Genomic DNA, 22,092 nt, shown 5'->3' on the forward strand with positions numbered 1-22,092 from the left:
AAATGGCTATTAAATACGACTCAATGGCCTACGAGAATCCTTGGAGGCCAAATTACGAAGGTCAAGCTGCATCAGCCTGGATTATGGCTGGCACTGTGGCTTTGGGGGTGAATCAACTCACACACATGCCTCCTGAACCATTCTATTGGATGGGAGGTATATGTTTAACGATGGCGCTAAGCAGGCTTCCGCAAGCAGTAAGGCTCGCTAATTTACAGCGTCATCTCAGGGGCCGACCATTAGAGTTTATTAAAATCGATAAGCTCAAAAAATACATGGGCAAAAAGAATGATGCGATATGGTTGGGTAAGGGATTCAACTGGGAAAACCGTCATGCTCAGCGAGCGTTTGAAATCCTCAAGCGTGACTGGTCCGAAATCGTAGACAACACAGTTGATAAGGCTGAGTCCGCAGATATTGGGCAGACATGGATACATGGTCTTGAGCCAAAAGAAACCGATATCAGGCAGGCTCTTAGTCATTCAGAAGGACAGAACCTGATCGTGGGAACCACTGGCTCGGGTAAAACTCGCATGTTTGACATTCTAATCAGTCAAGCAATCGCCAGAAATGAGGCCGTAATTATAATCGACCCTAAGGGCGATAAAGAGCTTGCTGAAAATGCCAAACGAGCCTGTGCTGCGATCGGACAACCAGAGAGGTTTGTTAATTTCCATCCAGCTTTCCCGGAAGACTGTGCCAGGATTGATCCATTAAGAAACTTCACTCGAGTAACCGAAATTGCTAGTCGTCTCGCCGCATTGATACCGAGTGAGGCAGGTGCAGATCCGTTTAAATCATTTGGGTGGCAAGCGTTAAATAATATAAGCCAAGCTCTAGTGATGGCATACGAGCGGCCTAATCTTGTGTTGCTAAAGCGTTTCCTTGAGACGGGCGTAGAGCAGATACTGGTAAAAGCCTGTGTTGCATATGCAGAAAGAAACATTGATGGGGGTGGAGAAATTGCTGAGCGGTATCTAGCTGATGCTGGAAATACCGATGAGAAACAAGCCCGTGCAATGATGCAAATGTACAAAGAGGAAATTCAGCCAGTAGCACCAAGCTCAGAGTTGGAAGGCCTCCTATCGATGAAGGCTCATGATAAAACGCACTTTTCCAAAATGGTTGCCAACCTGTTACCAATCATGAACATGTTGACCGCTGGCGACCTGGGGGATTTGTTGAGCCCGAACTACGAGGATGTTAATGATCCTCGCATCATTACCGATAACAAGAAGATCATTGATAATGCTCAGGTGGCATATCTTGGCCTGGATTCACTGACAGATAGTACTGTTGGAAGTGCCATTGGCTCTATGTTCCTTTCTGACCTGGTTGCAGTAGCTGGTGATAGATATAACTTTGGTGTCGATAACCGCCCAGTAAATATTTTTGTGGATGAGGCTGCTGAAGTTATTAATGAGCCAACCATTCAATTACTCAACAAAGGTCGTGGCGCAAAAATGAAGCTGTTTGTAGCCACTCAAACAATTGCGGATTTTGAAACAAGACTGGGAAGTAAAGAAAAGGCAAGGCAGGTTCTCGGGAATATCAACAACCTATATTCCTTGAGAGTGATAGACAAAGATACGCAGGAGTTTGTAACAGATAACTTGCCGAAAACCAGACTAAAACACGTTATGAGAACTCAAGGCATGAGCTCTCAAAGTGAATCTCCATTGATGTTTTCTGCTAATACTGGCGAGCGTCTTATGGAGGAAGAAGGTGATCTGTTCCCTCCGCAGCTCTTAGGTATGCTCCCAAATCTTGAATTCGTAGCAAAGATTTCAGGTGGAGTAATTATTAAAGGCAGACTGCCTATTCTTACCGGCTGACAACTAAATACATGAAAAGAAATTGGTCAATAATCGTGAAGAAGACATATTTCGCTGATATGAGCATTACAGGGTCCACTGAGATGAAATGTGCAATACCAACAAAAAATGATATTTGCCAATCAGATGTTGCTTTGGAGGAAGCATACGATCATCTGGTTGTGGAATGGATCGGTGTAGATGATTTTATTCTTACATTGAGTGAGAGATACACCCAAGCAACTTTATTCAATGGTGAATCGGTAGTTTTTGAAGTGTTACGAGCAGGCTTATATGCATATTCAAAAACATTGGAAGATGACCAAAAGCATTTTCCACCTAACCAAAGGCTCAAGCTTTTTATCAGTGCCTGTATTGCAACAGCGAAAGCTATTGGTGATATCAAGGTTATTGATGCTGATAAGGGGGAGTGCTGGACTGCTACCAGTGAAGAGTCGCTATATGAATGGGGCTCTAATAGGGACAAGCTGACTATTGAGGAGAACAAGTCGATTCCAGAAGACTTTGCTTCTGACTTATATAAAAAAGTTATTCCCAAAAACTTCAGACAAGCAATGAGGAGATTCCAGCATGAAGCAGCCATTATGGTTGGTCCTGTGGGTCATTGCGCTTGAGGCTATTATAGTTCTTGTCCTTATCCCTGGTGATTGGACGGCACGGGTCATTGAAGAAGAGTCTCAGCTACTTGAGATACGACTTGGGCAAGAAGAGCATAGATGGGTACATGATCGAGCCCGACTCTGGTTTAACACCACACTTATTGAAACTGGATACTACAATGCCGCCCGGAATCATCTGATACCGACCGAGGAACAGAGAGATAACAGCACCGGCATGGAGAACATGGGGGGTGGATGGTTTAAGTGGGCTGAGAGTCGGCTTCAAGCTGTAGCCAATGCGTACTACCATATTCTCGCCAGATTCGCACTTTTATTAACTTGGTTTCCTTACTTCTTGATTCTCCTGGTGCCTGCTGTGTTTGACGGCATAACAACTTGGCGGATTAAGCGAACGAACTTTGCTTATTCATCTCCATTGCTACATCAATACTCAACACAGGGTATAGGGTACATCATAGTCTTTTTGGTAGCGCTGTTCTTGGCTCCCATCGTCCTTGACCCTGTAATCATCCCTGCCGCGATCATGGTGGCCTGCGTTATGGCCGGTCTGATGATAGGAAACTTCCAGAAGCGGATGTAATTCCGCTTCACCTCAGGACTTCAAAATTAATTGCCCGAAACGAGAAAATAACACCTTTTCGGGTATTCCTACAGAAGGGTGATTCGCCCGCACTGCTGCACAATAGCCTCACTGATAATTTAGATGGAGGCTATTGTGCAGCCAATCAAAATCCCAGGCCGGGTAGATGACCCGCCCCATATGCTGCTCTGGAGTGCCGATGAGCTGGCCCCCATGCTGCTGGGCTTGACCTTTGGAATTTTCATTGGCCAGGCCTTGATCTGCACCATTGCAGGCTTCCTTGTTACCTCTGCGTATAGAAAGTTCCGTGACAACAGCCCTGACGGCTATTTCCTCCACATGTTGTACGCAGCAGGTTTTATTCCGCCTAAAGGGCGATCCATGATCAATCCATTTATTAAGAGGCTATTCCCGTGAAGATCGGAGATTTCCTGAATACCCATGAAGGTGCCCTTACCGAAAACAGGTTTAACAGATTCGCAAATGTGGGTCTGGCAGTAGCTGTTCTCGTCCTGCTGTACATGGTTAACAGCAAGGACCAGATTGTTGTTATCCAGCCTACTGCTTTGGCATCTGAGGCTTGGATTTCCAAGGGGGCGGCGTCCCAGTCATACAAAGAAGCGTGGGGATTTCACCTTGCTCAGCTCACAGGGAATGTCACTCCAGCAAATGTCGATTTCCTCAAGGAACGGCTGAAGCCTCTGCTTTCACCAGCTATCTATTCAGAAGTTATCGATACTCTCGAAATTCAGGCACAGGATATACGTGATGACCGGATCACGATGAGATTTGAGCCCAGAGTTGTTGAGTACGAGACAACCACTGACAAGGTTTTTGTTTATGGGTATTCGTTCATCAAAGGCTCTACGGGCAACGAAGATCGCAAAGATCGCACCTATGAGTATCGATTAAAGATTGAAAACTACGCTCCGCTCATCGTCGATATCAATACCTATGAAGGAAAACCACGAAGCGAGCAGGTGCTGGCTCAACTGCAAAAGCAAGAAGAAAGACGTTCAGGGGGTAAAAACTAATGTTGAGAATCACTTTGCTTGCGGGATTATTGGCGGTGACTTCACTGTCTCACGCTGAGAATGACATACCAATGATTCCGGTTGTTTCTGCTCAAAAAGCAAAAGCCAACCTTACCCCTCCGCCGCCCAAAAAAGATTCTGGGAAAAAGTCTGCGCCAGCAAAAGCGCATGCCCCAGGAGTAGTTAATCTCGATAAAAGCCACATTACGATGCAGTCAGGTGTAAATGAGATTGTTCAAGTGGCAGTGTCGCACCTCAATCGAATCGTTACTCCTTACGATAACCCAAAGGTTACAACATCTTCTCAAGCAACCACTGAAGTTCGAGATAATGTTGTGTATATCGGCACCACAAACGAATCGCCTCTTACTTTATTTATCACAGAGATGGGCAGTGAGGAGCAAGCATTATCTCTTACCCTGATTCCAAAGAAGATCCCACCTAGAGAGATTTTTCTAAACCTTCCAAAGACTCAGGGCAATGAAATCCGAGTAACAAAGAAGGCAGCGAAGTGGGAGAAAGCCCAACCTTACCTGATAACTATTGAATCTCTCTTAAAGGGGCTTGCCTTAGGTGAGCTACCTAGCGGTTATAGCTTCCTCAAGGTCGCTTCAGGAGTGCTCCCTGTGTGCAGACAGACAGGAATTGAATTCGATTTTAAGGCTGGCCAAACGGTCACAGGTCACAACCTGGTGGTCCATATCGGCGTTGCCAAGAACACTTCTCCTGAGCCGATTGAGTTCGTCGAGGACACTTGCGGTGCTTGGGATGTAGCTGCTGTTGCTGCATATCCAAGGAATGCCCTGGAGCCAGGTGAAATGACTGAAATCTATGTTGCGAAGAAAAAGCACTATCGCAAAGAGATTAAAGTCGATCGCCCATCACTGCTAAGCGGGGGTAAATAAAATGGCTGGAGCCCCAAAGAAAAGACTCCTTGAGCAACTAAAGCTCGATGGATTTTGGGACAACATGAGCCCAAACCAGAGACGTGGTGCAACTGTAGTTTTGGTAGTCAGCGCTATGTTTTTGTTAATCGGTATGATCACTGGTGGTGATGGAGAAGGCAGAACTAAAACCAGGGATACTGTTATACGAAGTGTATTAACCGACACTGATACTCGTTCAATTGGTATTGATGCACTGAATGCCAAAGTCAAGCGCGTTGAATCTGAAAACGGAGATCTCCGAAAGCAGCTTGATCGTGTTACAAGCGAGCTAAAGGAAGTTCGTAGCCGCAGAGGTAACGATCCAGATGTTACGCGACAAATTGGTATTCTCCAAAGCAGACTGGAAAGTCTTACAGCCCTTGCTAAGCAGACGGGATGGGAAGTCGAGGATATTAAGGAAGGTTATTACACCGTTGATGGACAGAGACAAGCGGGTGATCAACCGAAGCAATCAAAGTCAGATCGCAAGTCAAATGTTGCAACAGCCCCAGCTGCTAAAGACAAGCCCAAAAGTACCAACAGAGTCGAAGAGGGACTTGAGCGTGACCCAAGCTACTACTTCAGAACTGCGCCAGTAAGACCAGCAGACCCGGCCCCAGCTGCGGGAGCGCCAAGTCTTCGTAATGGTGCAATACCTGGTGGCGGTCTCCAAATCTTCGTTACAGAAAGTGTTGCGCAAAGCACTGACGATGAAGAGAAGGAGAAAAAGATATTTCTGCCTTCTGGATCAATATTGTCAGGGATTATGCTCAACGGTCTCGACGCTGCTACAGGCAGAGGGGCTCGCAAAGATCCATTTCCTGTATTGGTAAGAATCCAGAAAGAAGCACTTCTGCCAAATGAGTTCACTGCCGACATCAAAGAGTGCCATGTCACATTGGCTGGATATGGAGAGCTGAGTAGTGAACGTGCGTATTTGAGGGGAGAAACTTTCTCCTGCATCACAAATGATGGCGAAGTGATTGAGGAGGAGTTCCCCGCATACGCGGTTGGCGAAGACGGGAAGGCTGGTATTCGTGGCCGTCTGGTTTCAAAAGCTGGTTCCTTGATCGCCAAAACAGCTGTTGCTGGTTTCGCAGCTGGTGTTGCAGAAGCATTTGATACCAGCCCTGTACCTGTAATTCAAACCGACAGTGTTTCTTCTAACAAGGTCTATCAAGACAACTTCTCATCTGAAGCTGCTCGTCACGGTACGTCGAAAGGTGCCAGTGAGGCCATGACTCGTTTGGCAGATTACTACATGGATATGGCTGATCAGATCTTCCCGGTGATTGAAGTAGATGCAGGGAGAACCATCGACATTGTTCTTACGTCAGGTTTCCAGCTCGATATCCGTAAACCTTCAACCAAAAAATCAAAGCCAAAGAAAAAGGCTAAGTAACAGTCGAATTATGCAGGAGATAGGTATGAAGATCTTGTTAGGAATATTACTGCTTACGGTGCTCTCAGGTTGCGCCAGTTTCGGTAACCCTGAATATGGATGTAAGGGTTTGCCTGAAGGTACAAAGTGTATGGCAACCAGAGACATCTATGAGGCTACGGGTGGCGGTCAGTCAATTAAGTCTACTAAAACCGTGAAAAAAGAGAATAACCCGCGTGATCCTGAAGGGGATCAAGGTGAAATTAACGACCAGGCAGAGGTAATGAGTCCACAGGCAATTACTGACCCAGTGATTGATAACTTTGTAACTCCAAATCTGCCTGATCGTCCAGTTCCAGTTCGCACACCTGCAAAGGTCATGAGGATATGGGTAGCTTCTTGGGAAGATGTGAGCAGTGGTGCTCTCATCTCTCCAGGGTATATCTATACCGAAATTGAACCTCGTAGGTGGGTGATCGGGAAACCTGAATCTGCGGCTCGAGCTCAGAGGAAGGTATTCAAGCCGCTGGAAGCCTCCAGCAAACAACCCAAGTAAACCTATGGAGTGATTCCCATGATCGAAGCAATGAAAAACATGAACGCCAAGTCCTTCAGCATGTTGGCCGTAATGGCACTGGTAGCAGTATCTGTTGTAGCGCCAGAGTCGGCAATGGCCGGTACCGGTGGTACTGAATTTGACACTGTTTGGACAACCCTGACTGACTGGATGGAAGGTACCCTCGGTAAAATCGCTGCTGGTGCAATGATTTTGGTAGGTATCATCGCCGGTGTTGCACGTCAGTCTCTGATGGCGTTCGCGGTTGGTATTGGCGGTGGTGTTGGTCTGTATAACGCCCCTACCATCATCGACAACGTAATGACCGCTACTCTGGAGCACGCTCCTGCTGCTACCCAGGCCGTCATCACTTTGAGCAACGGCTTGGGTTCTTAATCCGGTTCGTGGCTGAATTCGCTGCATCATTTCGGTGGTGCAGCGACTTTTAATAAAAGGTGCAAATGAATGAAAAATCTACTTAGGGCTTTAATAATAATCTCAATCTCTGTTGGTGCATATGCTGGTCAAGCTGTTCCTAATGTAGAGAAGTCAACAGAGATCCCACTTGGTTCTCTTAAAGCCGTTCAAGTTAATGGCGAAGTTTTCTTTATGTCCAAAAATGGGCGATATGTGTTTCAAGGCCAGCTGACTGATAGTTGGAGCAAAGTGACACTCGACACGATTGAAGAGATCGAATATTCAACAAAACACATTAATGTAGAGCGATTTGGCCTACCGATTGACAGCATGAATGTCATCACTTTCGGCACCGGGCCAAAAACAGTTTATAGCTTTGTAGATCCTCAATGTGGATTCTGCAAAAAGTTTGTCACTGAAGCACAGACTAGAGCCAGTGAATACACTTTCAAACTAATCGTTGTTCCAGCCCTTGGCAAAGAATCAAACCGGCAATCAAAGTCACTATTCTGTGCCAAAGACAAGTCCAATGCACTTGATGCTTTTATGAATAATGGGCTTGGAAAAATGCCACAGAAAAATAAGTGTGACGCCAAATATTATGATCTAACCCTTACCTTTGCTCAGCTTGTAGGTGTAAACGCGGTTCCATATATGATCGCCCCTGATGGCCGTTATAAAGCTGGTGCAGAAAAAGGCATTTGGAAGTGGATCGAAAATGAAAGCTGATGTTGCTGATGTTAATCCTGAGGTTGATCACGAGGAAATCCCTGTTCGAGAACAGCCAGCGAATAATAGTTTGATTACTAAAACAGTTCTTAAAGGGCTTCTTGGTTCAAGCGGCCAAAAGAAAGACAAAGATATACAAGGTGAGTCTCATGAGTGAGTTTTTTACCCTAAAGAAGCGCCAGCAAGAACGGCTGATCAATGAAGATGTTCGTGCGTCATCACTCTTTCCTGTTCTTGCTTATGATGAGGATGCTTCTCTTTTCCTCTGTGACGACAAGACGTTGGCATTTGGTTTTATATGCTCGCCACTTACTGGTACGGATGAGAAGATCGAGCAGCAGGTAAACTCTCTATTAAATGAGCAGTATCCGCCAAATACGCAAATGCAGGTCATTCTGTACCGATCTCCTGATATTAATAGGGAGATGTACGAAATGATGGGGTTGAGAGATGGCTTCAGGGATTCATTGTTGTCGCAAATTGTGACTGAACGAGCTGCATTTTTGCAGAGCTTCACCAGTGAAAACATGGTTCTGCAATCGGACAAAGGGATCTATGACCTTGGCTACCTTTTTGATCTCAAGTTGATTATCAGTGTTAAGGTTCCGATTTCATCTGAGCAGCCTACTCCAAAAGAATATGATGATATCCGTGTAATTCGTACTAAGGTTCAGACCACATTAGATAATATCAAGCTTCGTCCGACTTCACTCACGGCCAAAGAATGGGTCCGTGTTATGAATACTATGTTCAACTGGGGCGCTCAAAGCGCCTGGCGTGTTGATGCTTGTGATTGGGACCAGACTAAACCACTTTGTGATCAAGTACTCGACTTTGAAAATGGTATCGAAATCTCGAAAGATTTCATCAAGCTTGGCGACCATTATGCCAAGTGCCTAAGTGCCAAGCGTAGGCCGGAAACCATGTACTTCGGTGATGCGGTTGTGAACGCTGGAGACCTATCTGGAGGTCTAGGCGGTGTAAGGTCTCATTACTTGGTATGTACCAATATTCTTTTCCCGGAGACCGATAGCGAAAAGCAAAAGATTGAACGGAAGCGTCAATTTGCTGTAAACCAGGCTAGTGGGCCGTTGGTTAAGTTTGTACCAATTCTTTTGGATAAAAAGGCGGATCTCGACGCTATTTACGATTCCATGCAGGACGGCAAGAAGCCTTTGAAGATGTCTTACCATGTTGTTGTCTTTGGTAAGAGTGAAGAGGAAGTTGAAACTGCTGCAATGACTGCAAGAAACTTCTGGAGAACAAACCGATTTGAAATCATGGTTGATCGGTTTATTCAGATGCCGATCCTAATCAATTGTGTACCGCTGTGCTGTGATGCAGAAGCGGTCAATGACCTTAACCGCCACAAAACGCTGACGGCAAAAGAGGCCGCACCACTGATGCCTATCTTTGGGGAGTGGAAGGGCACCGGTACACCTCATATGAATCTGTTGTCCAGGAATGGCCAGGTGATGACATTCAGCCTCCATGACACCGGTTCAAATATGAATGCTGTGGTTGCTGCTCAGTCTGGTTCCGGTAAGTCCTTCATGACCAATGAAATGATTTCAAGCTATATGAGTGAAGGTGCTCAGGTTTGGGTTATTGATGTTGGTAGGTCATATGAAAAGTTGTGCGAAACCTACAATGGCGATTTCCTGCATTTCGGATCATCTTCTCAAGCCTGTCTTAATCCTTTCCCTCTGGTTGTGAGCCTTGATGGCACAGCAGAGACACGCGCACCTGATGCTGATTACAATCCTGATGATGACGACGACGATGGCGAAGAAGATGCTTTGGTTGGTTTGCTTGAGGCAATGGCAGCACCAAACGAGAAATTAAGCGACTTCCAGATCGCGGCGCTAAAAAAGACTCTCAATGAAGTTTGGAAGGAGAAATTCAGAGAGACAACCGTTGATGATATTGCTGATGCACTTCTCGAGCATGAAGATGAACGTGTCAGAGATGTTGGCTCTCAGCTGTATGCGTTTACCTCAAAAGGTAGCTATGGCCGATTTATGAACGGAGTGAACAACGTCCAGTTCAATAGTCAGTTCACAGTTCTTGAGCTTGAAGAGCTTAAAAGTCGTAAGCACCTTCAACAGGTTGTACTTCTCCAGCTGATATATCAGATACAGCAGGAAATGTATTTAGGAGACAGGAACAGAAAGAAGGTCGTTATCATTGATGAGGCCTGGGATCTGTTGACTCAGGGTGATGTGGCGAAATTCATTGAAGCTGGATATCGTCGTTTCCGTAAGTATGGTGGTTCTGTTGTCATCGTCACGCAGAGTATTAACGACCTCTTTGATAGCTCTACAGGAAGGGCCATTTCTGAGAACTCTGCCACCACACTGTTGCTGGGACAAAAGGCGGAAACAATCGACAGCATGAAGAAAGAGGGAAGGCTGGAGCTTTCTGCATATGACTATGAGCAGCTAAAAACGGTCCATACCATCCCCGGTATCTACTCAGAAATCTTCATCAAGAGTGAATTTGGCCGCGGTGTGGGGCGACTGATTGTTAATGACTTCCAGAAGCTCCTTTACTCTACCAAAGCGGAGGACGTAAATAAGATCAAGAGCTACTGCGACAATGGTATGTCCGTTAGTGAAGCGATCAATATGATCCTACAAGAGAGAAATAGTTTTGATCCATCTAAAGCTGTGGAGATGATGCGATGATAGTTACCAATACCGCCTTGGCAATGATTGAAAAATCCCATAGCAACATGCCGATCGAACACCTTGATCGCATAGTGGCGATCTGCGATGTACTTCAAAGTGAATTAGTGGAAACCTCTGAAAGTTACAAAAACTATTTTTCTCATCCCGGTGATAAGGAAAACTTTCTTGAGGCCGTCCAATATCATGATATTGGCAAGGCCCTCATTGAGCAGGCAGTTATCAACAAAACATCAGCCATATCAGAAGATGATTATGAACTGATGAAGTCTCATGTTATGGGTGGCTTAGAAGAAGTAGATAGAGCCATTCAACAGGGACATATCACTGGTGAACGACGGATCAAATTCATCCGTGAATGTATCCTTTTTCACCATGAGCGTTGGGACGGAACTGGTTATCCTCAAGGCGCTCGTGAAATTGATATTCCTCATTCAGCAAGGATTTTAGCGATCGCTGATACCTATGACTCTGCAATGTCACCAAGGCCCTGGAAGGACGCATTATCAACTACTGAGATATACGAGTACATAGTCAGCGAATCTGGAATCTCATTTGATCCTTCGGCGGTTGTTGCGTTCAAGAAAACCCATGATGTAATCGAAGAACTGTATCCACAAGAGCCAAAAAGGGTGATGGCACAATGACTGTAAAATTCGATCATATTGTTTTATCTGCTGTAATTTCTGCGGTGCTTGGATTCTTAGCTGCATACCTGTATTTGCAGCCACAGATTAATGCTGTCAAAGATGAAGTGGCTCTACGACCTCCAGTTATCGTAGTTGATATGGCTAAGCTGGCACTGGATTCAGTCCCTGTCGGCTCTCCCAAAGAGGATATTCAGCGTCACTTCGCTCGAACTCAAGAAGCAATCAACAAATTCAAAGATGCAGGCTTTCTGGTAATCCCGCGTGAAAATATTATTTCAGCTCCGGAAGATCTAATGCTTTCAAAGGATGATGTTTCAGTTGGCACAATCGGTGAGGGAACTGATACCGATGAGTAGCCAAACAACGAATATTGCATCAAAGCTTGGAATCAAAACAAAGCAGCCTTGGGTACATTTCCTGCCCAAGGCTTTTGCTGTTCTTGTCGTTCTATATCTGATTGGTGTTTGGTTTTCATCAAGGTTTCTTATCGTGGGCGACCCTCAAGAGGTTAAATGTTTACCGGGGTACAGCGTTTATCTTGTGGACAAGAAAGATCAGAGTATCGAGCGTGGCGAACTGTACATGTTTCTTTCTAAGGACTTGAGCCCAATATATTCAGAAAACACAAAGATGTTGAAATTCATGAGAGGCCTACCGGGTGACCTAATAGAGGTCCGGAGCAACAGCCAGGTATTCATCAATGGCAATGCTTCGGAGGCTGGACTTTCTCTTGCACCGAGTAAATTGGGACGAAAAGAAAGTGATTTCCATGGAAAAACAACCTTAGGAGAGGATGAATTCTGGTTTTTAGGAACGTCCCCTAAATCATTCGACTCTCGCTATTGGGGCAGTATTCACCGTGACAAAATAGTTGGTCGTGCTTATGCGCTTTTTTAAACAAACAGTATCCATTGTCTGCCTATTATTTATTGCGGCACCGTCGATTGCTCAGAGTGTCCTTACTGATGAAGACAGACAAATTGCCGAGATGGCGAAGCAGTTAAGAAAAGACTCTCCTAAATGGAATTTGCCTGTTAATCCTCATACCGTCGAAGCAAAAAGACAGGCTGCTGATTTGATAGCAAACCATGATAATGGTTTGAAGCCAATGATGAGTCCTGAATCAAAGCCTAAGCTCGCTGGTAGGACTGTAATTTTTGCTTCAATGTCACTTGGTAGTGAGTCCCTGGAAGAAATCTTTTATCAATCATCTGTTGGAGAGGGTGTAATTGTCGCCTTTCGCGGTGTAGTAGATGAGAAGAACTTTGCTAAAGCGATCTTTTCGATTCAGGAGCTTGCAGCTAAACAATCACCTGTTGCTAATGTCGTTATTGACCCGACTCTGTTCCGGGATTTCCATGTAACGAAAGTACCTACAGTTCTTTATCTCGATGAGGATAAGACCTCAGAAGTTGCCCGTGTTGCTGGGCTTTCTTCGCCGGACTGGCTGCACAGGAAAGTTCGAGATGGGAAAGACGGAAACTTTGGTGTTAGAGGCCCTGTTAAAGACATCCAAGAACGCGACCTTATTGAAGTTATGAAGGAAAAGGTTGCAGGTATTGATTGGGCGCAAAAGAAAGAAGATGCGATAAACAACTACTGGGATAAGCAGAATTTCATTCACCTTCCTACGGCAACGAAACCTGCCGTTAGATATCTCGATCCTTCGATTCGTATTACTGCTGATATTAAAGATGCTGAAGGTAAAGTTCTGGTGCCTGAAGGTACATTGATTAACCCCCTAAAACTCCGACCTTTTACCCAGGCCGTTGTAGTCTTTGACCCGCTAAATAAAACCGAGGTCGGCCTGGTCGAAGAGCGCCTTCAACAGTTAAGTAAAGACCATTCTAAGATCACACTAATCGTCACTCAGTTTGATAGAGCGGACGGTTGGGATTCCTACAAGAAAATTACAGATCGATTTGATGCCCCTGTGTACAACTTAACTTCGGACGTACATAGCAGATTCGACATACAGAGGACTCCCTCAATTATTACTGCGGAGAATGAAAACTTTCGCATCGAGGAACTCGCAAATGTGGAGGACAACCAGCAATGAAGAAACTGGTAGTTGGAATAATTCTTTTCCTTTCAGGGCTGACTGCTCATGCTGATCCTGGTTGTCAGGACGCTCAAGTCATATCTGGCAAGCTGATTACTGATATTTGCTGGGACTGCGTATTTCCTATCAGGGTTGCCGGTATTCCTATGAACGCCGGTAGTGACACTCCACCATCCAAAGCGGTAGATAGCCCACTATGTCTTTGTCAGGATGATCTGGGAGTACCTCACCCAGGCATTACGACTTCGATGTGGCAACCGGCCCGGTTAGTTGAATTCCAACGGGTGCCTGGTTGTTCTTCTGTGCTTAACGGTGTTCGTTTCCCTTTCGACAGGATCAATCAGGGCAATCACCAAAAAGGTGGCAAGCAAGGCATGCAAGGGACGTTCATGCATTATCACTACTATGCCTTTCCTCTGCTAACTATGTTGGACCTTTTCACAAACCCAGGCTGCGTCTCAGATGGTTATTTGGATCTCGACATGATGTATATGTCAGAGGTTGATCCAACCTGGAACAATGATGAGCTCGCCTTTTTCGCAAATCCAGAAGCCGCTGCTGTTGCCAATCCTCTTGCGATCGCAGCTTGCCCTGCTGATGCTGTTTCGTCCACAGCAGGCAATCCCATCGATTCTCTGTTCTGGTGTGCTGGCAGCTGGGGCTTGTTGTACCCGTTATCTGGCAATCAATACACCATGAGCAGCGTTGTTAAGAACACGAGTCTACTGAAAGTAAAGGTGCTTGCAGCCCTACATCGGCGCGGTCTTGCTCACAGAACTATGGGTGATGACGCAATGTGCGAGGGGATGATTGACGTTACCCTGAACAAGGAGATGTACAAATACACATTGCTGTATCCGATCCCTGAAACCCATGACGCTCATGTAACTGGTGAAAGCACGTTTACCTGGGGTATGGGACGAACAATACCAGCCATTGGACAGGACTTGATTTATACAATTTGGCGCTGGAACGACTGCTGCAATATATCGGGGAATTAAAATGGATAGTTACAACCTCAAATCGTCCAGCGGCTCGTTCAGCTCATCGATAAAGCGATTCATGGCCATGTTTATGGCCTTTTCGATGGCTGTATACCCATTGCATTCGATCGCACAAGATCCTTCAGTTGTTGGGCGAGAAGCTCAATCACACGGAAAAGATTTGGTAGAGGAATACAACAACAATCCACCAAGTTTCGATCCTGCTACTGGTGTGATGACTCTGCCGAATGCCACCATCAATGTTAATGAATTGTTCCCCGGTACCAGTAGTACTTCTGGTCATACTATGGATCAGTTCCTTCCGGCAGATAGTACAGTTGATATCGAGAAACTGAAGGGAATCAGTGACGATGGTGAAGATATGGATGAGCTCGGTTTACATAACCGGGCTAGTTTGTTTGATGATGCAAACTCACCAGATCCAACGACTACAGGTGCGGCTTATAAGGTAATGATCGATATGTCGAATCGATCGAGGCCAGACCTTTCAGATGATCCCGTATTCAATCTGACAAAAGATATTTTCGCGAATATTGATGAAATTTCAGCGGAGTTCGGAGACTGTACACAAAATACTACGTTTTCTGAAATCACCAATACAGAACGCATTCCCGACTACAAAACCTGCGAGCGAGTGGTTGATAGGACTACAGCTTGTGAAGTAGACCACATCTACGATGCCGGTATTTTGAAGCACCATTCCGGCCCCTACAACATCCTTCCTCTTGATAACGATTCAATTAATGTGTGGATCGGTCGGATCGGAGACAACTATTGGGGCGGCTCATGCGCGGTCTACGAGCAGGTAAACGAATTTGTTGTAGTAAACCCAGATGCTATTAGAAGGGTCACTTTGACCTATGCTAAATGGGATGACTACATGCAGATTTGGATCGGTAAAGCCGGTCAAGAACAAAAGGTCTGGAGCGGTCCAAACAATAATTTCCCTCCTGAGACAGCAGGCGCTTGTGAGCTAAGTACTTCCTGGGTACGAAACCCAGGAACTGACATCACCCAAGCGTTCCTGAATTCTATCTCAGAGGGCGACATCGTAAGGTTTAAAATCAGGGTTTCTGTTACCGGTGGTGGTGAAGGTTTTGCTAGGTTGCAGATTGACTACGATCCCGAAAAGGTTGTTGTCCAAGATATTTGGACACCCCAGGAATGTATCGATGCGGCAGAGGGGTTCTATGACGGTTTCGCTAGCGGTTCAGTAACATGTACTTCAATCCCTACTCAAGCCGCTCAAACAGGCTGTATGACTATCAACGAGGTCGAAATATGTAACGATGACCTCGATCCATCGCCATTCCCTAACATCCCAGAACTTTGTGAAAAAGTTTATGTTGATGTCGATTATGATTTCTTTAAAGGGGAATACTGCTTCACAAATGCCCAAGGCACTGAAACCTGCGTCCAGGGTGGAACCGGGAGTCGAGATACATGCCAGGCTTATGAAGATGACCCCCAGTGTGGCTACATAAAGCAAAGCTGTTTAGAGGGCGCACAAGCTCAAGATGGCACCTGTTATGTGTTTGAAGAAGTATGGGATTGTGGTGAGGACGTTGCCGTTGATGATATTGAATCAAACACTGAAATCGAATGTGCTGGTCCAATACGTTGTATGGGTGCTGATTGTTTAGATCCGGAGCTGACACAATCTGACTCTTTTGCTCAAACTGCTGCCTTGTTGAATGCCGCGCAGTTCATGACTCAAGATATGAACTGTGTGGAAGTGGACGGTACACAGGATGTTACTTGCGAGGTGTTTGGTGGAGAGCACCACGAGTGCAAAATCGCAGTAGGTGGGGTTCAAGACTGTTGTGATGTTCCGACGAATACTTCAGTCGGAACATATATCAACGCAATGTTCCAAATAGCTAAACTTGATACTGGCCTGATGTCCCTCGAAAATGGTAACGCTGTTAAAAGTGCTTACCAAACATTCAGGGAGCCGATCGCAAAGACTATCTCGAATGTTACTGAGCCATTTACTTCGTATGCTGAAAACATTTCAGGAAGTACTTCGCAGCTCTTTGAACCCGTTACACAGTTTATCGATGGGATCAAACAAGAGATTAAAGATGCGATCGTTAATACTATCAATGATATGCTTGGCGAGGCAGCTACCAACATGGGGGCTGATGCGGCTACAGCAGCTGCTGCTGACCAGGCAGTTGATGAGGTCGCTCAGGAGACAGCAGGGGAGGCTATTGTTGAAAACATTGCTGGTGCAGCCAATGTATTGATGACGGTCTATACAGCTTATGTCGTGGCAGTTATGGTTATCCAAATCCTTTATGAATGTGAAGAGGATGAGTTCACGTTGGCCGCGAAGAAAGATACCAAGTCATGTACTCATGTTGGATCTTACTGTGCTGACGAAATATTGGGGGCATGCGTTGAGAAGAGAGAATCGTACTGCTGTTTCAATTCACCCTTATCAAGAATTATTAATGAACAGCTCAGGCCGCAATTAAGTCGGGCATTTGGTGATCCTGAAAACCCTGATTGTGGCGGCTTAGAAATGACTGAAGTTGCCAGCATTGATTGGTCTCAGGTGGATCTTAGCGAGTGGACAGCGCTTCTTTCCAAGCATGACCTGATGCCACAACCTGATATGAATATTGCGAGCCTGACTGGTGCATCATCCGACCTTGATGTTTTCTCTAATCCAAGACCCGATGCCGAACAGCGAGCCCTTGATCGTATTGGGCCTTCAGATATTGACGAGATCCGACGCGAAGCTGCTGGCAACCAAACAGTTGATGCTGAGGGTACCGCTTGTGTAATTGAAGGTTGCAAAGAGTACGTTACTGAGACGGTACCAGCCAATGTAAGCCAGACCTATTCTTGCCCGAGTGGTTACGCCATGAACGGAACCCAATGCTCAAGGCAGGTAGCGTCCAATTATGCTGCAACTGCGACATATGCCGGTCTACAGTGTGCGCCTCCTTGGCGAGACTGGTTTGAATACAATGGCAATAAGTACTGCGTTCAGGGGCCTGACCCCATTCAATGGGGTCATCCCGACTTTCAGTGGTCGCTGGCAACACCTTACTACACGTATTCCTGTCCAAATGGCGGGAACCTTTCAGGAACAACCTGTCTGAGAACTGTTACTGAGTATGTGCCGCGTATTGAAACGGACGTGTATAGCTGTGATGCAGGATGGGATCTGAATGGCACTAACTGTGAAAGAGTGGTGCTACAGTAGAGGAAGAATGGTCTAACCTGAAAGAAGAGAGGAGCCGTGAAGGCTCCTCTTTTTTTTCATAGCTTTGTAAGTGAGGGCAGGGCTAAACTTTCTTGATGAAGAAATGTACTTCGCCGTCATTAATGACCGCTGGCGCTTCTAGCTTGGTTTTTTGATCGAGCTTTAATTTGCTTGGAGCAATATAGAAGTAAGACCATTTTGGAAGGTGCTTGCTCATAAGCTGCAAAAATTCAACTTCATTGATTCCCATGAAGGCCTTGTTGAACGTGTAGTTATTTTTATCTCTTGGGTCATAGAACAGAGAGTCATTGTTACTGTTCACGAAGGCTGGGGTGTTGCTGCGGTTTTCTGGCTGAGTGAGAACAAACCCAAAAATCATGCAGTATTCTTTGTTGGTGCAATACTCATAGCTTGTATCTTTTAAGAAGAGATAAGCAGCATTACCGTCATTGTGAAATTTGACCCAGGTATCGAGCCCTTGTTCTTTGGCGGCTTTTTGAGCGGCCTCAGCGATCTGCTTTGCATAGCCGTCGATGGTACTTGCACCACCAGGCAGATTTGGCTGCCATGCAATTATGTGGTTTTTCTTGGCTTCAGACTCAGGAGTGATCAACCAACTGGCGATGCTGAGCCCGGCTGATTGGCCACCGGTTAGCCCTGGTGTAGGGGTGTTGTATGCTGAAATCGCTGCTGGAATATTGAATCCAGCCGTATCCCGGATATCCCAAGTAGTATCTTTGGGGACTTGTACATCTTTTAACCGGTCATTAATCCCTGCGGCAGTAACCACATTTAGAGCAATAGAATTGTTGTCGTTGTACTTCATGGGGGTTGAAGTGCAACCAACAATCAATGAAATAAGCGCCATCATTGGCAAATAGGTAATGTGTTTCATAGATATAGCTCCTTTTAGTCGAGTCTATTTTCTCATTGTTTATTTGACACGCAAATAAAAAACCCCGCAGAGCGGGGTTTTCTAAGTCAATATTGGTTAGCCCGTGGCTTCTAAAGGCATGTCGCTTTCTGCCTCTTCTGTAGCAGCTGCCACATCTTCATGAAGCTCTGCATTATCCACTGGTGCCTTTTCTTCAACCTCATCAGCCTTCCCGCGCTTTGAGGCAGCTACCCTTGCTCGCTTCTCCAGGCTAATCAGTCGCCCGGCAAGTTTAATCAGGCGCTGCTGATACTGGAAAGTTGAGTTCTTCTTCTGCTTATCGTCAAACTCGCCTGACAGCCAGGCAGTGTCGATTAAGCCCATTAACAAATCCAGTTCAGAGACAAGGCGGAGAAATGTGCCCGCTTTGGGGGTGTCGAGCTCAACAACGAATTCCTCTGGTTTTGAATACTGAGCCATTTGCTCAATACCATTATCCTCAAGGATTTTTGATATCTGATCTCGAGCTGAGTTTATATCGCTTTCAGCAGAGCTAAACTGCTCATCGATATAGGCGGTTATTGATTCGATCTCTTCTTCGTTTTGAGAGATGATAGGTAGGATTACTGAAATAGAGAAAAGAGCCTGCTTCAGCTTGTCGAAGCTGCGATTCATAACTCTTTGTGCCTGAAGGCTTTTAAAACTCACCTTCCGCTCTATAATGGCCCTAGAATAGGGTGAATTTACGATGTTTTGTGCTGTAGTCATGGTCATTCTCCTGGCAGATAGACACTGCTCAGCGTACCATTGACAGCCTTAAAACCTGTTTTGCAAACCTACCCGTAAAGGGGGTATTTCCCGGCTTTGCGAGTTCCAGTTTCGTGGTGTATAGTAGGTTCATTGAAGTTTTTTTGTCGCTCTGCGGCAAATCTGTAAGGTAGCTAGCCTTCCCAAACAAGTAGCACTCCTTAGCTAACGCTAAAAACTACCCACCAGGGGACTCTCTCCCTGCTGGGTGATGATGTCTCCATTTTTTGAGGACATCATCATGCAATTCTATGCTTATCTCTTGTTGAACGCCGTCGTTGTATTAGCGGCCATCTGGCTTTCTTGGCACTCTCTCAAGAAGCTATCCTCCTTTGTGACGTTCCTTAGCGCCCTTGCAACTCGCGTATTTCAGGCGTTTCAATCGAGTAATCAAGCAAAACCCAGTGACACGAAATCAGGTGCTACCCGCGTATCCACACGGCCTGTAGCTCAAGATTCTCGTGACGCTGACTCTGAGACTAAGATACTGACCTCCTTTTTGGAATCAGTTGATTACTCTGAATACGAATCTCCTGCGTACCTTCGCAAAGGGATTCTAGTTCACTAACACTTCATTAAACCCATGCGGGGACACTCTCCCTGCTTGGGGGTGCTGTCCCCAATTTATTTGAGGACAGTACGATGGATGCAGGTACCATTTTGGTTCTAATCGCTTGTGTGCCTTCCGGCTATGTAATATCTCGTCCAGTTGTGGCGACTATTCGTGGTTTAGGGTTCGCAATCTAAGGATGTTGGCTAGTTCTGATTTCAGGCTAGCCACATTGTCTTTTTGGATACGTTCTTCGTGACGTGTCCCCAAAGCTTTTTGAGTAGAAGGTTTTGGGGACACGTCACACAAAGGAGGAACTACCCATGACAGTCCTTATCCTGGCAGCATGCGTACCAACTGGTTATGTTTTGTCGCGCCCTGTGGTGCATACATTTCAGAAATTCGGTTGGTGCTAAAAAGCTGTTTTTTGAAGGTGACGGGGGGACGCTCCCGTCACTTTCATTGATCTCAAAACAATGAGGATTTAATTCTGTGTTGCCCAATGGCACTAGAGAATTGCGTCCTTGTGATGCATAGCGATAGCTGATCGCTCTATAAAATCAGCAAACTAGCCCACGGGCATATCATGCCCGTACAGGCCTTGGTATGCCCCTAATTTAAGGAGTGTTCCAATGTCTCAAGTACAACCCCAAGAGTACCCAGTTGGTGTTACTTTTAAGCAGGAGGGTATTCCCAATTCTGTGATGGCCTTAGGTTATGAGCCGACAGACAATCACAGTATCCCTTCTATCAATGATGGATATGTTTTTCGCCGTGAGATGTTGAGAGAGCTGCTAGGCTTTCTTCGCAACCCGAACGGTGATGCATTCTTTCTGGCCGGTCCGACTGGATCTGGTAAAACCAGTGGCATTACCGAAGTCCTGGGTCGTTTGAACTGGCCATGCCAGCAGATTACAGCTCATGGACGACTTGAATTGAATGATCTGATCGGACAATTCAAGTTGGTGAGCACTGCTCCTGGACAAGCCCCTGAGATGACTTTCGTGTATGGCGTACTTCCGATCGCAATGAAGTATGGCCATGTGCTGCTGATTAATGAGCTGGATTATGCTGATCCATCTGAAATCAGCGGTCTCAACGATGTTATTGAAGGTCGGCCTTTGGTTATCACAGAAAATGGTGGAGAGGTCATTAAGCCTCACCCGATGTTTCGTTTAATCGCTACCGGGAATTCAAAAGGTAGCGGAGATATCACTGGTATGCACAGTGGTATCCAGACGCAAAACATTGCCTTTATGGATCGTTTTCGTTTGGCCTGGCTCGGTTATATCGATGCGTCTGAAGAAGCCGAGATCTTGGCTTCTGTAGTCCCCGGAATACCTGAGCAAATAAGAGTCAAGCTCGTTGAGGTTGCCAATGCCGTTAGAACCCAATTTTTGGGTGAATCTGGTACTGGTGAAGACGGAGAATTAGCGGTAACAATGTCCACAAGAACCCTGGTTCGGTGGGCAACACTTGCCTTTGATTTCCGCCAGCATCCAACGCCCTTGAAGTATGCCCTCGAAATGTCATTGACACGTCGAGCCTCAAGCTCAGATGCTTTAGCTATCGATAAGATGGCACAAAGTATTTTGGGGGATCAGTGGGATAATGGTCAGTCGAGCTCGCAAGCAGCATAGGAGGTCATCGTGGCAGATAGCCCTTCGTTTAACTGGCTGCTGGAACCGACAATTGACCAGCGCGAGCTGGTCAATGCTACCGTTGTTGATCTGGCCAAAGAGTTTGTGAGTGTATTTGAATGTTCTGAATGCACAGACCAAGCTCTTATATCCTTCCCTGAAGGTGATTTCACAATCACTTTGGGGGTGGATAATAAGGAGAACCAACTATCACCAAGCACTCTTAAGGGCGCTGGCGAAGTTGTCTCCTGCCATGGGCGCTACCCACTACTGTTTTTTGCAACTCTGAAAAAACTGCTTAGTGTGTCGCTCCCGCTTGATTCAGGTTTCCCTCTTACCTTCTGTGACCAGATAGGGGAAGAGGTGAATCTTGATGACATGGCTCAGTTAGATGCTGAAATTCGCCGCATGGGTTTAGATCCAGGTAATTTTCGCGATGAAGCTGAGCTGATAGGTTTTGTGGAGAAGCTGTATAAGCTTGATCAGCTCTCTCCCTCAGAGCCATCAATGTTCTTTTAAACCC

At 45.9% G+C, this 22,092-nt stretch carries 22 protein-coding genes; 20 read left to right on the forward strand and 2 right to left on the reverse strand.

Going from position 1 to position 22,092, the window contains the following annotated elements:
• Window positions 1-2: 2 nt before the first annotated feature.
• From traD to traN, 18 genes are all read left to right on the forward strand, one after another.
• Window positions 3-1,835 (forward strand): conjugative transfer system coupling protein TraD, encoded by a 1,833-nt coding sequence (traD, locus tag ACGHZ6_RS24980; protein WP_390619435.1) that lies wholly within the window; start codon window positions 3-5, stop codon window positions 1,833-1,835.
• Window positions 1,836-1,918: 83 nt separating this feature from the next.
• Window positions 1,919-2,449 (forward strand): hypothetical protein, encoded by a 531-nt coding sequence (locus ACGHZ6_RS24985; RefSeq protein WP_390619436.1) that lies wholly within the window; start codon window positions 1,919-1,921, stop codon window positions 2,447-2,449.
• The gene (locus ACGHZ6_RS24990; protein ID WP_390619437.1) at window positions 2,406-3,035 is read left to right on the forward strand and encodes a DUF4400 domain-containing protein; all 630 of its coding nucleotides are present in this window, start codon (window positions 2,406-2,408) and stop codon (window positions 3,033-3,035) included. Before ACGHZ6_RS24985 ends, ACGHZ6_RS24990 begins: the two co-directional genes overlap by 44 nt.
• 135 nt (window positions 3,036-3,170) lie before the next feature.
• Window positions 3,171-3,452: a type IV conjugative transfer system protein TraL gene (gene traL, locus ACGHZ6_RS24995; RefSeq protein ID WP_390619438.1), complete on the forward strand. Its 282-nt coding sequence runs from the start codon at window positions 3,171-3,173 to the stop codon at window positions 3,450-3,452.
• Window positions 3,449-4,069, forward strand: a complete 621-nt coding sequence (locus ACGHZ6_RS25000) for a TraE/TraK family type IV conjugative transfer system protein (protein WP_390619439.1) — start codon at window positions 3,449-3,451, stop codon at window positions 4,067-4,069. The genes traL and ACGHZ6_RS25000 overlap by 4 nt, the downstream gene beginning before the upstream one ends.
• Entirely contained in the window at window positions 4,069-4,974 is a 906-nt protein-coding gene (locus ACGHZ6_RS25005) for a type-F conjugative transfer system secretin TraK (protein WP_390619440.1), read from the forward strand. The genes ACGHZ6_RS25000 and ACGHZ6_RS25005 overlap by 1 nt, the downstream gene beginning before the upstream one ends.
• A gap of 1 nt (window position 4,975) precedes the next feature.
• Window positions 4,976-6,397 (forward strand): TrbI/VirB10 family protein, encoded by a 1,422-nt coding sequence (locus ACGHZ6_RS25010; RefSeq protein ID WP_390619441.1) that lies wholly within the window; start codon window positions 4,976-4,978, stop codon window positions 6,395-6,397.
• Between the two features lie 25 nt (window positions 6,398-6,422).
• Window positions 6,423-6,932, forward strand: coding sequence for a type IV conjugative transfer system lipoprotein TraV (gene traV, locus ACGHZ6_RS25015; RefSeq protein ID WP_390619442.1), 510 nt, complete (start codon window positions 6,423-6,425; stop codon window positions 6,930-6,932).
• Window positions 6,933-6,950: 18 nt separating this feature from the next.
• Window positions 6,951-7,328, forward strand: coding sequence for a TraA family conjugative transfer protein (gene traA / locus ACGHZ6_RS25020; RefSeq protein ID WP_390619443.1), 378 nt, complete (start codon window positions 6,951-6,953; stop codon window positions 7,326-7,328).
• 69 nt (window positions 7,329-7,397) lie between these two features.
• On the forward strand, window positions 7,398-8,078 hold the full coding sequence (locus tag ACGHZ6_RS25025; RefSeq protein WP_390619444.1) for a DsbC family protein: 681 nt from the start codon (window positions 7,398-7,400) through the stop codon (window positions 8,076-8,078).
• A complete protein-coding gene (locus tag ACGHZ6_RS25030) occupies window positions 8,068-8,235 on the forward strand; it encodes a hypothetical protein (protein WP_390619445.1) in 168 nt (55 codons plus the stop codon). Before ACGHZ6_RS25025 ends, ACGHZ6_RS25030 begins: the two co-directional genes overlap by 11 nt.
• A complete protein-coding gene (gene traC / locus ACGHZ6_RS25035; RefSeq protein WP_390619446.1) occupies window positions 8,228-10,765 on the forward strand; it encodes a type IV secretion system protein TraC in 2,538 nt (845 codons plus the stop codon). The genes ACGHZ6_RS25030 and traC overlap by 8 nt, the downstream gene beginning before the upstream one ends.
• A complete protein-coding gene (locus ACGHZ6_RS25040; RefSeq protein ID WP_390619447.1) occupies window positions 10,762-11,412 on the forward strand; it encodes an HD-GYP domain-containing protein in 651 nt (216 codons plus the stop codon). The genes traC and ACGHZ6_RS25040 overlap by 4 nt, the downstream gene beginning before the upstream one ends.
• The gene (locus tag ACGHZ6_RS25045; protein WP_390619448.1) at window positions 11,409-11,771 is read left to right on the forward strand and encodes a hypothetical protein; all 363 of its coding nucleotides are present in this window, start codon (window positions 11,409-11,411) and stop codon (window positions 11,769-11,771) included. Before ACGHZ6_RS25040 ends, ACGHZ6_RS25045 begins: the two co-directional genes overlap by 4 nt.
• Complete coding sequence (locus ACGHZ6_RS25050; RefSeq protein ID WP_390619449.1) at window positions 11,764-12,312, forward strand: S26 family signal peptidase; 549 nt, start codon at window positions 11,764-11,766, stop codon at window positions 12,310-12,312. The genes ACGHZ6_RS25045 and ACGHZ6_RS25050 overlap by 8 nt, the downstream gene beginning before the upstream one ends.
• Window positions 12,299-13,474 (forward strand): TrbC family F-type conjugative pilus assembly protein, encoded by a 1,176-nt coding sequence (locus ACGHZ6_RS25055; RefSeq protein WP_390619450.1) that lies wholly within the window; start codon window positions 12,299-12,301, stop codon window positions 13,472-13,474. The genes ACGHZ6_RS25050 and ACGHZ6_RS25055 overlap by 14 nt, the downstream gene beginning before the upstream one ends.
• Window positions 13,471-14,478: a TraU family protein gene (locus ACGHZ6_RS25060; protein WP_390619451.1), complete on the forward strand. Its 1,008-nt coding sequence runs from the start codon at window positions 13,471-13,473 to the stop codon at window positions 14,476-14,478. The genes ACGHZ6_RS25055 and ACGHZ6_RS25060 overlap by 4 nt, the downstream gene beginning before the upstream one ends.
• A 1-nt stretch (window position 14,479) precedes the next feature.
• Window positions 14,480-17,698 carry a conjugal transfer mating pair stabilization protein TraN gene (gene traN, locus ACGHZ6_RS25065; RefSeq protein ID WP_390619452.1) on the forward strand — a complete coding sequence of 1,073 codons (3,219 nt, stop codon included), beginning with the start codon at window positions 14,480-14,482 and terminating at the stop codon, window positions 17,696-17,698.
• 82 nt (window positions 17,699-17,780) lie between these two features.
• Here traN and ACGHZ6_RS25070 read toward each other — a convergent pair whose 3' ends face one another.
• Both ACGHZ6_RS25070 and ACGHZ6_RS25075 read right to left on the reverse strand, forming a co-directional pair.
• A complete protein-coding gene (locus ACGHZ6_RS25070) occupies window positions 17,781-18,593 on the reverse strand; it encodes a hypothetical protein (protein ID WP_390619453.1) in 813 nt (270 codons plus the stop codon).
• 96 nt (window positions 18,594-18,689) lie between these two features.
• A complete protein-coding gene (locus ACGHZ6_RS25075; RefSeq protein WP_390619454.1) occupies window positions 18,690-19,340 on the reverse strand; it encodes a hypothetical protein in 651 nt (216 codons plus the stop codon).
• Window positions 19,341-20,561: 1,221 nt separating this feature from the next.
• Between ACGHZ6_RS25075 and ACGHZ6_RS25080 the strand changes: the two genes are divergently transcribed.
• Together ACGHZ6_RS25080 and ACGHZ6_RS25085 are read left to right on the forward strand one after the other, a co-directional pair.
• Window positions 20,562-21,569: an AAA family ATPase gene (locus tag ACGHZ6_RS25080; protein WP_390619455.1), complete on the forward strand. Its 1,008-nt coding sequence runs from the start codon at window positions 20,562-20,564 to the stop codon at window positions 21,567-21,569.
• A gap of 9 nt (window positions 21,570-21,578) precedes the next feature.
• On the forward strand, window positions 21,579-22,088 hold the full coding sequence (locus tag ACGHZ6_RS25085; RefSeq protein ID WP_390619456.1) for a hypothetical protein: 510 nt from the start codon (window positions 21,579-21,581) through the stop codon (window positions 22,086-22,088).
• The last annotated feature ends 4 nt before the right edge of the window (window positions 22,089-22,092 follow it).

This window comes from Maricurvus nonylphenolicus, assembly GCF_042854845.1.
Classification (GTDB): Bacteria; Pseudomonadota; Gammaproteobacteria; order Pseudomonadales; family Cellvibrionaceae; genus Maricurvus; species Maricurvus nonylphenolicus.